Raw genomic sequence first — 11,799 nt, forward strand, 5'->3', positions numbered from 1 at the left:
ATTGCGATTAAACCCAGAACTTTACTTGCCTTGGAACTATAAATCACAACGCATAGACTAAATTCTGGACTCAAGCATATTTTTGATGGTGAGTTACGCTAACTTGCCGTAAGCTCACGTTTATAACTCACCAAAACGGCTCATATTACATACCTTCATGATTCCACTAATAATTGCTACTGTAAACGAGCATATAACACTGCAGCAAATTTCAATTTGTCACTTTACCCCAAAACGGTGAGTAATAATTTATAGGACAAAATCAGACACTTTGTGTAAAAGCAGCATAACTTTGCTCTCTACCAACGTCCGTTCCTCGCTCACAGCATTCACCCGATAAAAGTTCAGGTTCTGTCTGCCTCACTATCATTCGCAAAGTAAAAGTTGGCTTTAGAGCGCCATCTCCCGCTTTAAAACAAACCTGCTGTGCGATTTTGCAGCCAGACTTTTACCACTAAAGTGGCCTACTTACTAAAAATAATAACCCCTTGTAAAAACCTAACATGCTTACCCTTTTTGAGTTGTTTGGACGATATTCATTCCCCCACTCGCATGTTAAGCTGAGCAAAATTAAGTAATGGACTCCTTATTACATTATGACGCTCCCACAATTACTCACCGCACTTGTGCCTATTCTTAGCGTTTTCGTGTTGTTGGTTTTGTTCAGGCTGCCGGCTAAACAGGCAATGCCACTGAGCTTAGTTTTGAGCGCCATAAGCGCTTACACTGTTTGGCAAGTGCCTTGGTTACACTTAGTAGCCGCGTCGTTTGAAGGACTCGTGATCGCATGTACTATTTTGTGGATTGTCTTTGGCGCTATCCTGTTACTTAAAGTGTTACAACAAACGGGTGCAACAACCACTATCAAACAAGGCTTTGCTCAGATAAGCCCAGATAAACGTGTGCAACTCATTATCGTCGCTTGGTTATTTGGCAGCTTTTTAGAAGGCGCAGCAGGCTTTGGAACCCCCGCAGCTATCGCGGCGCCATTACTGGTCGCGCTGGGTTTTTCGCCGTTAAGTGCGGTGGTTTTAGCATTGATTGCCGACTCCAGCGCGGTGTCGTTCGGTGCTGTTGGCACACCGGTTATTGTGGGCATTGGGCAAGGCGCGATTGGAATGAGTTATCAACAAGTCTCAGCCATCGCATTAACAGCTATCGGCATTGATATAGTCGTTGCGGCTTGTTTGCCACTGTTCATGGTTTTAATCTATTGCCGCTTTTTTGATGACCAACCAAGCTGGCGTGAGGGCTTGGTAATGGCCCCATTTGCTATTTTCAGTGCATTGGCTTTTACCCTTCCTGCGTACTGCGTTGCCTGGCTATTTGGCCCAGAGTTTCCCTCTGTGCTTGGTGCTATGGTTGGGCTAGTTATCGTCTGCCCGCTCGCTCAAAAAGGCTTTTTACTCCCAAAGCCAACTCAAACACTTTGTGCTGACGCGCTCGACGTGTCGCCACCTAGCGCTGAATCAGCAAAACTAAGTTTACTTAATGCGTGGATACCCTATGTGATAGTAGCGGTGCTGCTGGTGCTGACTCGACTGCCCTCTTTACCCTTCAAATCTGCATTACAAAGCATCAATATCGAGTGGAATCATATTCTAGGCTCCCCTATTTCCACAAATATCATGCCTTTGTACCTACCGGGCAGCGTGTTTGTGATCACCGCCTTGCTGGCCATTTGGCTACAACGTGGCACGTTCACTCAATTACGCACGGCATTCACGCAAAGCACAAAAATGTTACTGCCCTCAGTCATAGCACTGTGTACAGCCGTACCTATGGTGCGCATTTTTTTGCGCTCAGATATAAATGAAGCTGGGCTCAGCGCCATGCCCATGGCACTGGCTGAAATCACCGCACACCATTTAGGGCATATTTGGATTTTTATCGCCCCACTTGTTGGCTCATTAGGGGCATTTATTGCAGGCTCAGCCACGTTCTCAAATTTGATGTTTTCAAGCTTTCAACAAGCCATTGCCAGCGGCGCAGGACTAGATGTTAATCTTGTTTTAGCGCTGCAAATGCTAGGCGCAAATGCAGGCAATATGATAGCGGTAGTAAACGTGGTCGCGGCTGCAAGTGTTGTCGGGCTCAGCGGCAAAGAAGGAGAGGTGATCCGCTATACGTTGTTACCAATGCTTTATTACTGTATGTTTGCAAGCCTTGTTGCATGGCTTGTCTACGCGTAGCTAAACGGCGATGCTTTTTCGCAGTAGATTGGATAAGCAAAGCCGCGTTATATAATGTGACAGTACATTGCCGAGAAAATTTTCGAAGTATTTATTTCACAAATCTTAGTGGTTTGTTTACCCTATTGAAAACTTTCAAATTTTAATGCGAACTTCATTATGCTACCAGTCCTTCGTATCTTGCTCATCGAACAAGACCCTGCCATCTTACAAGCGCTTTCAACAAATCTGGCAAAAACAATCCCTAACTTTGAACGAGAAGATGTTCTGATAGATATTATCGAATGTCTCGACCTCCCAACTGCCTTGGAACATGTCACCGAAGATGGTGATATTCAGGCGGTGGTTCTGAGTTGGGATGTGCTCAATAAGAGTGAAGAGCAAGTTTACAGTCGATTTATCGACCAGTTAAAGAGCATTCGCCTTGAGTTGCCTGTGTACGTTATCGGCGACGATACCAAAGGACTAGAGATAGTCAACGAATCGGAAGAGATAGAGTCTTTCTTCTTCAAAGATGAAGTTATCTCCGATCCGGAAGCAATTTTAGGCTATATGATCAACGACTTCGACGACCGCTCTGAAACCCCATTTTGGACGGCGTATCGCAGTTATGTTGGCGAAGCAAACGACTCTTGGCATACACCGGGGCACAGCGGCGGTTCTAGCTTTAGAAACTCCCCCTATATCAAAGATTTTTATCAGTTTTATGGCCGCAATGTATTCGTTGGCGACCTGTCGGTATCGGTAGACTCGCTAGGTTCGTTGTCTGATAGCACCAACACCATTGGCCGTGCTCAAGAGTCAGCTGCCGCAACGTTTGAGGTAAAACGCACTTATTTTGTTACGAACGGGTCGTCTACCTCTAACAAAATCATTTTACAAACCCTGCTTCGCAAAGGGGATAAAGTGATCATCGACCGCAATTGCCATAAATCTGTGCACTATGGCATTTTGCAATCGGCCAGTTTCCCAATTTATTTGTCGAGTATTTTAAACCCAAAATATGGCATATTTGCACCGCCATCGCTCGCTGACATCAAGATGGCGATTGAACAAAATACCGATGCCAAACTGCTGGTTCTTACTGGTTGTACCTACGATGGTCTGCTGAGTGATTTAAAACAAGTGGTCGATTTTGCCCATCAACATGGGATAAAAGTATTTATCGACGAGGCTTGGTTTGCGTACTCTCTGTTTCACCCCAGCTTACGTTACTATTCCGCGATTCATGCTGGTGCTGACTACGTCACGCACTCTGCGCATAAAGTGGTATCGGCGTTTTCTCAGGCGTCTTATATTCATATTAACGACCCCGATTTTGATGCGGATTTCTTTCGAGAAATTTACAGTATTTACGCAAGTACGTCACCAAAATACCAGCTTATCGCCTCGCTGGATGTGTGCCAAAAGCAATTGGAAATGGAAGGCTATAAGTTGCTCAATGCCCTGTTGAATCATGTGGAAGAATTTAAGCAGCAAATGGCCTCGCTTAAGCATATTAAAGTGCTAGGTAAACAAGACTTTATGGAGATATTCCCGCATTTTAGTGGCGATAATATGGGCCATGATCCGCTAAAAATTCTTATCGACATAAGCCAACTGCCCTATTCGTTAAAAGACATTCATAAATTCCTGCTGGATGAAATTGGCCTAGAAATCGAAAAGTACACCCATAGCACCATCTTGGTTTTACTTACGTTAGGCGGCACGCGCTCGAAGATCATTCGTTTGTACAATGCCTTGAAAAAACTCGACAGCGGTAAAGTGAAGTTATCTAAATCGACACGACGCGCTCGCCTGCCTGAGAATTTACCTGCCATAGATTTGGCTTGTATTCCAAGTGATGCATTCTATGGCGAGCGAGAATCAGTGCCAATCGGCAAGGCCAACAACCGCATTTGTGCGGGTTTAGTTACCCCATATCCACCAGGTATTCCACTGTTGGTGCCAGGCCAGCACATCACTGAAGATCATATCGATTACCTAAAAGAGTTGGCAGGACAAGGCTTGACCATTCAAGGCAGCTTTGATGGCGAGATCTATGTGCTGAAAGAAAAAGAGGACAAGTAAAAAGCGCCACAATCTTAGGCAACCTCACTTGGCAGCAAGGTCGCAAGACATTGCTGCTCTATCTGCATTGCTCGCAAATCTAAGTACTGTTTGCTTGGTAGTCGTTGTTTGATTAAAGATTTACGCGAGTTTAAGGATTAGACGGCACAATCAGGCTATTATTTCTTGAGTGTTCTATGTATTCATTTTGAGTATATCCATTGACCATGGGTAACTCTTTAATTTATAAAGTCTAAATCGAAGAGTCAAAAATGCTGCCTCGGATAACGGACGGTGAATAAAATATGTGTCGCTTTATAATTTATAAAGGCAGTGCAATCACAATGAATAACTTAGTGATTAAGCCTGCAAACTCTCTCATTGTGCAAAGTAAGACCGCTAAAAAACGTGCAAAGCCGGTAAATGGCGATGGCTTTGGCGTGAGCTGGTATCCACTGCATAACGATCCTGAACCCGCGCGTATCGTAAGTATTGAACCCGCTTGGAGTAATCAAAATCTAATCCAGTTAACCTCTAAAGTGAACAGCAAGCATTTTTTTGCCCATGTCCGCGATGCCTCAGTTGATATGCCTGTGTCACAAAGTAACTGTCACCCTTTTACATCAGGGCGCTACATGTTCATGCATAATGGACGGTTGGATCAATTTCCCAAATTTAAGCGCAGTATTTTAAACAGCTTGTCAGATAAAGCTTTTAATCTGATCAAAGGCAACACCGACTCCGAATACGCTTTTGCATTGTTTATGGATACGATTGATTTTTGTGACAACTTATCAGCTGAAGAGTTAAAGCTAGCACTCTATGAAACCATCAGGCGCATAATGCAATTTCGAGTAGATAACGGCGCAAATACTAATGCGTTTATTAACTTTGCAGTGAGTGACGGTATTAGTACAGTTGCCACCCGTTTTGCAACGGATGCCAATAGCCAACCCGCCTCATTATTTTATACGCAAGGTACTTTTGGCTACGAGCAATTGGCTGACGATATCACCGTTAATCACGAGTCAAATGGCGATATCATTATATGTTCAGAGCCTCTTACCGAAACATCCGAAGGATGGATAAAAGTAGCGCGCAATCACGCCATCATTGTGGATTCAAATAATTCGGTCACGGTTGATGCAATTCCAATCCCTTTTCAAAGCTAGCAAGGCGTATCTTCTAACCTTACTCACATGCAACCATATTCAATGCATATGAAATGAGATAGAAAAGTTTATGCCTGAGCATACAAATAGCCTCTGCTCGAAATGGGTTATCGTTGTTTAGGTAAAAAACCTTTGATATACCATCACTAAATCTATAATAAATCGGTAGATTAGCTCTATACTTAGTGAAGCAGAAGAACTAATTAAATCTAACGGAACTATGCACACAAAACTCACGTTAATGGAAGAGAGAATTCGCCATCTTGAAGCCCAGCTTGAAGAAACTAATGCCGAACGTATAAAATACAAAAAGTTATTCGATGTATCTGGTGATGCGCTCTCTATTATCGACTTGAGTACCGGTCGCTTTATTGAATGCAACCAAGCTGCAGTTGTGCTGCATGGTGTAGCGAGCAAAGATAACTTTCTTAATCTAAGACCTGCTGACTTATCCCCCGAGCTTCAGCCTTGTGGTAGACGCTCTGACAAAATGGCCAGTGAATACATAGCAAAAACGTTCACTGACGGGCCTCAGTTGTTTCAGTGGATCCATGCGCGCTCAGATGGCTCAACATTTCCATGCTTAGTGTCACTCACAGCCCTGCCTCTTGGCGATAAAAATCTAGTACTTGCCATTGGTAGAGACATTACCGAGCTCTCAGAGACCCAAACTCAGCTAGAAAACGCGGTTTCTGATATTGAGCGCTTTCAATCAGCCTACCTTGAAGAAAAAGAGAAATTTGAGCAGTTTGTTAACTTAGCACCCGTTGGCATTGTTATTAACCGTTTGTCTGATGGTCAGTTTGAATACGTCAACAATGAATTTAGCCGCTTTACTGGCTATGGTGTTGATGAACTAAACGACATGGATTATTGGCAACTCACACCAAAATCCTACGAAGATCAAGAACAGCATATGTTAACGCTGCTAGCTGAAGAAGGCCGTTACGGTCCTTATAAAAAAGAGTATATTCATAAACTTGGTCATACTTACCCTGTTCAGCTTTCTGGCGTTAAAATTGCCAAAAGTGATGGCACAGAATATATATGGTCGGTGGTTCAAGATATTTCGGCTCAACAACGTATTGAAAAACAACTCCAAGCAACAAAAGATGAAGCCGAATTAAGCGCCTTCAGAATGAAGCTTGCCAATGACTCAGCAGGCATAGGCGTGTGGGAATGGGATGTGGTCACCAATGAATTAATCTGGGATGATTGGATGTACGCACTCTACGGCATAAAAGAAGCCGACTTCTCTGGCGCCTATGAAGCGTGGGAAAGCAGCGTCCACCCAGATGATATCGAAGCAACAAAAACACTTCTATTCGACGCTGTTGCTGGCAAAGGCACTTACGACCCTGAGTTTCGCGTTGTACACCCAAATGGGCAAATAAGAACCATGAAAGCCAGTGCTGAAGTTATCAGAGATGCTAACGGGCAAGCCTTAAAAGTAGTTGGTGTAAACTACGATATCACTGACAAAGTCAACTCTATCAGTGAACTACAAAAAGCAAAACTAGCCGCAGATCAAGCCAATCGCGCCAAAAGTGAATTTTTGGCCAATATGAGCCATGAGATCCGCACCCCCATGAATGCCATTCTTGGCGGCTTGCAGTTATTACAAAACACCCAACTCAGTGATGATTTAAAAACCATTCTGATCAACGCCTCGTCTTCAGCTAAGTCGTTACTTACGCTAATCAACGACATACTCGACTACTCAAAAATAGAAAACAACAAACTAGAGTTGGAGCAACAACCGTTTTTATTTTCTGAAGTTGTGAAGTCGGTGCAATTTGATGTTGACACCCTAGTAAGCAATAAGGGCATTGATTTAGTACATGTCGTCGATAAGAGCTTTACTAATGGTTGGCTAGGTGACATCGTACGTGTTAAGCAAATTCTGCTAAATTTGGTCTCCAATGCAGTAAAGTTTACCGAGAAGGGCCGTGTAACAATAGAGCTAAGCTGCAAAGAATATCAGGGTAAAAAAGCAGTATGTATCTGCGTGGCAGACTCAGGAATAGGCATGAGTGGAGCCGCTCAAGCGCGTATTTTTGAGCGTTTTGAACAAGCCGATAGTTCAACTACCCGCAAATTTGGCGGCACGGGGTTGGGTATGTCAATAACCATTAACCTGGTAAAATTGATGGGCGGAACAGTTAACCTAAGTAGTCAAATAGGCCGCGGCACAACCGTAGACGTTATTTTACCCTTGGAAAAATCGGATAAGAATACCACTGCACAAGCACATAAGGCGGTAGTGGCGCCGCAATTGTCTGGAAAGAAAATACTCATTGCAGAAGATAACCCAATTAACCAAGTACTTATAAAATCGATGCTCAAAGATACCAATGCAGAATTAACCTTAGTGGCAAATGGTAAATTAGCGGTTGAGGCTGCTGAGCAAAAAGACTTTGACCTAATCCTAATGGACATTCAAATGCCAGAAATGGATGGCGTAGAAGCTCAGCAGCAGATACACAAAATCAATAGTGATATCCGTATCATTGCTCTGACGGCGAATGTTATGCTGGCAGATGTAGAGCGTTATCTTCAGCAAGGTTTTACCGCCCATATTGGTAAACCTGTGGATATGAATAACCTCTATGGTGTGTTAACGCGTTATTTGAGCTAAACACGGCTGGGCTTTGTTGTTTGCGCAGCACATCTTCACTTCGCAGCCAACCGACATTGCAACTGTTAATCACTCTCGTATAACTTACTGCGCATAAAGATATTGTGCAGCCGCTTTGCTCATTTTTTTAAAGTCATGTCCAACACCTTTAACAACTTGATGCTGCCAATTAAATTTAGCATTAATGTTTGCGGCATATTGAGCACTGTGTGCAAAAAAGTAATGGCTTCTAGCGAGTCTCCCTAAGCCTTGTTTATCAAGTGTTGGTGTATGCAACATACTGCCTCTGGTTTCGCTGTCATTGTCTAGCTCTCCAATAAGCAAAATCAGCTGCTTAGCAAAGCTTCGATGTAAATGCTCATCGGATAATTTACTGTTTTTTAATCCAAATGGTATGTTATTTTCGCGGTTTGCAACGGTATAGGAGCCAGCATTAGCTGCAACGATCCGCTGTGCTTTTGAGTCAGGATGGAAAATCGCTAGCCGATGTAAGATTTGCCCACCAGCAGAGTGACCAAAAATATCATAATTGCTTTGCGGTGCTGCTAATGCGCTGATAGCACTGTTAAATATTCGATCAAAATCATTAAATAGCCAGCTTTGAGCATCATGGTTAATATCAAATAACAACTCTTGGTCTTCAAAGCGATACTTACTGGTCTTTTTACCTTCTGCCAACGCTTGCTTGTTATTAAAAACAAGATCCGATACTGTGCCACCCAAATGATAACTAGCAAAGTCATAATCATCTTCGGCATACGCAGGCGATAGTATCAAAACGTTATATTGCTCGGCGGCCTCAACCCAGCTATCTCGATAGCTCCAAGCATTTCTGCCAGCGCCAGGAATAACCAGTAAAACCCGAGATGCGGCATTAAATTTTTGTGGCATGTAATAAAACACATTAATTAAGCGCGCTTCGTGCCCTTTCCCACCTGAAATAAAATAGTTACCTGAACCCCTGTGCAGTTTTAAGTCTGTTGTAACTTCTCGTGAATGCTGTTCAATTAGGTTCATGCCACAAACTGGACATTGGCCATCATGCTCAAATGTGGTTGTATTATAAATATCTTTAACATGTGGACATAGCTGGCAAACATATTTACCCTCAGGGGCATTTGTTGTTTGCACCAACGGCTTATGAGCAGTTGCATGGTCATGACCAAATTTATTATCACTAATAACTGGGTTGCCAGCAGCTAATCCACTGAATAATAGAGTTATAAAAAATAATAGTACTTTCATATTCATCTTCGTTATCTGGCCAAAAATGCACTGCGATAGGCCGTGGGGCTTACAGAAAAGTTACGTTGAAAAGCGCGATTAAAACCATGACTGGTATGATACCCAAGATTCAACGCTATCGATTTAATGTTCTTATCCGACGTGGCCAGCAGCTCACTGGCTAACTGCATGCGATATTTTTCGATGTATTGCGCCGGCGTATTGCCCGTTTCTAACAAAAATAGTCTATGGCATTGTCGTTCACTCAAGTGCACCACTTGTGCGAGATCTTGCACTGAAATCTCTTCATGTACATGCTCTTTTATCCATTCATTGACCATTTCCATGCGCGGCGTTCTTGGCTTTTGCATATTTAATAAGTCAGAAAACTGTTTTTGATTACCCGAACGTTTTAAATAAACCACTAAATGTTTTGCAACTTGGTGAGACACAGTTTTGCCTAAATCTAACTCTATCAATCGCAACGATAGATCAATGCCGGAGGTAACGCCTGCAGAAGACCAATAACGTCCATCTTGAACATAGAGTTTTTCACTATCAACGCATAAATGTGGAAATTGCGTTTTCAAATCGTCAATAAATGCCCAGTGCGTAGTCACATTAGTGCCCTCAGCAAGCCCAGCCCTAGCGGTAAAATATACCCCCGTGCATATTGAAACAATGCGTTCACAGCGCGCCATTAGCCTAGCAAGCACCTGCAGTTGTTGCGCTGTGACAAGCTCGCTTCGGGCACCTTTGCCCCCAGGGATCACCAATGTATGGCACTGCTGAACTTCACTCAGTGCGAGTTCAGGCATAATTTGTAATCCGGCTTCACAACGCACGGGCTGTTTGTCAAAACCAATCACTTTGAGAGAGTAGCTGTTTGATACTGCTTGACTGGCTTCGTAAAAGGCCGATTGAGGGCCCGACAAATCAAGTAACTCCATACCCTCATAGGCTAAAAAATAGATGGGCTTGTTCATTGCGCTTTCCTAGCTGGTATATTTGAAAAGCAGTATAAACTAAAAGCCCAAATGACCTAAATGACAGCAAAGCTACCAATACTGCCATTTCTAACTTTGAACAGATTTTTTTGGAACATGACAGGCATAAGGGGTGATAACAATTCCCCGTATGCCTTCGTATTACTCGCTCGCAAGCGCTGCCGCTGGCTTAGCATGGATTGCTTTGAGTGCAATCAGCAAAATTGTTACATAAGCAATCACTAAGCTTACCGTAACTCCAACAGCAAAAGCACTCACAGGTAGCTCTATTCGATAAATGAAATTGTTTAACCAATCTCGAATATGCCAATAAGCAATCGGCAATGCCACTACGTTCGCCAGCAAAATTAGTATCGTAAACGGTCTTAGTAGCATAAAACATAATTGATAGCTTGAGGCGCCCAACACTTTGCGAATGGCAATTTCTTTAACTTTACGTTGCGTCATAAAAGCCGCTAATCCAAGTAAACCGATACTTGTAACCACAAATGCAAGTACGGTAAATACGTTAAGTAACTTAGTTTGCAAGGTTTCGTTTCGATAAGAAGCTGCAAATAAGTCACTCAGCCAGTCATACTTAAACGCCACATTACTATCCAAGCCTAACCAGATCCGCTCTAACTGCTTAATGGTTTCCAGATTAGCGTTGCTTGCTAAGCGTATTGATAACCAGCTCAATGATAAGTCTTGTGGTTGCTCAGATAATACGTATAACATGGGAGCTAGTTGGTTTTTGGCATTGATATAATGCGTATCTTCGGTTACACCTATAATTTGGTGAGTATGAAAGCCCTCATTGGTCCCTCCCAATACAATGTTCTTCCCAACGGCTTCCTCTGCGCTCCACCCTAAAGTTTGAGCTAATGTAAGATTAATCACTAATTTGCCCATGCTATTTGCAATGTTTTGTTTATCTTCTTTATAAGCATCATTGACATACGCCTTCTCAAAGCCTCTTCCTGAGAGTATTTTGATGCCAAATGTAGCGAAGAAATCATAGCTCACAGGGTTATTACCGACCCACACTTCAGTATCCATCGCATCGGGTCGTCTAACCACATGAGAAGTGCGCGTAGCCTTGGTTGGCACGGTATGAGACATCGTAACCGCTTCTACTTCACTGAGCTGCATTGCTTGAACTTTAAAAGCGTTATAAACACTGGCACCTCGGCTCACCACCAGTACATTGTCTCGGTCATAGCCTTGAGGCATGTTTTGCACGTAGTGCATTTGCCAATTCACCACCAAGCTCACGACTAATAATAAAGCCGCAACGGCAAACTGAGACACAATCAGCAGTTGTCTAAATAGCACATTACCACGAGATGTATTAACGACTCCTTTAAGCACCAACGCAGCGCTTTGATCGCGAATAAACAAGACACCCACTTTTATTCCCTTTTATTTGTTTATTTTTCATTCATTGCCTATCTTTTATTTATCTGATTAAAAGATAGGCAGCTTCCATGGCAACGGCACGTAAAAGACAGGTAAGTCTTGTTGATACTAAGTATTAT

The 11,799-nt window shown here is 43.0% G+C and carries 7 protein-coding genes; 4 read left to right on the top strand and 3 right to left on the bottom strand.

All coding sequences use genetic code 11. The annotated features are described in order from the left end of the window. The first annotated feature begins 596 nt into the window (after positions 1–596). From HC733_RS21000 to HC733_RS21015, 4 genes are all read left to right on the top strand, one after another. Positions 597–2,192, top strand: a complete 1,596-nt coding sequence (locus tag HC733_RS21000; RefSeq protein ID WP_190366935.1) for an L-lactate permease — start codon at positions 597–599, stop codon at positions 2,190–2,192. A gap of 159 nt (positions 2,193–2,351) precedes the next feature. After that, entirely contained in the window at positions 2,352–4,262 is a 1,911-nt protein-coding gene (locus HC733_RS21005; RefSeq protein WP_190366936.1) for an aminotransferase class I/II-fold pyridoxal phosphate-dependent enzyme, read from the top strand. 323 nt (positions 4,263–4,585) lie between these two features. Next, on the top strand, positions 4,586–5,413 hold the full coding sequence (locus HC733_RS21010) for a class II glutamine amidotransferase (RefSeq protein ID WP_238937649.1): 828 nt from the start codon (positions 4,586–4,588) through the stop codon (positions 5,411–5,413). A 220-nt stretch (positions 5,414–5,633) separates the two neighbouring features. Then, complete coding sequence (locus HC733_RS21015; protein ID WP_190366938.1) at positions 5,634–8,051, top strand: PAS domain-containing hybrid sensor histidine kinase/response regulator; 2,418 nt, start codon at positions 5,634–5,636, stop codon at positions 8,049–8,051. 84 nt (positions 8,052–8,135) lie between these two features. Here the strand turns inward: HC733_RS21015 and HC733_RS21020 are convergent, their stop codons facing one another. The 3 genes from HC733_RS21020 to HC733_RS21030 form a co-directional block, all read right to left on the bottom strand. Beyond that, on the bottom strand, positions 8,136–9,296 hold the full coding sequence (locus tag HC733_RS21020; RefSeq protein WP_190366939.1) for a hypothetical protein: 1,161 nt from the start codon (positions 9,294–9,296) through the stop codon (positions 8,136–8,138). 11 nt (positions 9,297–9,307) lie between these two features. Further along, positions 9,308–10,261, bottom strand: coding sequence for a GlxA family transcriptional regulator (locus tag HC733_RS21025; protein ID WP_190366940.1), 954 nt, complete (start codon positions 10,259–10,261; stop codon positions 9,308–9,310). A 162-nt stretch (positions 10,262–10,423) separates the two neighbouring features. After that, positions 10,424–11,671, bottom strand: a complete 1,248-nt coding sequence (locus HC733_RS21030; protein ID WP_342366046.1) for an ABC transporter permease — start codon at positions 11,669–11,671, stop codon at positions 10,424–10,426. Between the last annotated feature and the right edge of the window lie 128 nt (positions 11,672–11,799).

Origin of the sequence: Pseudoalteromonas sp. S16_S37 (assembly GCF_014694405.1) — a bacterium.
Taxonomy (GTDB): domain Bacteria; phylum Pseudomonadota; class Gammaproteobacteria; order Enterobacterales; family Alteromonadaceae; genus Pseudoalteromonas.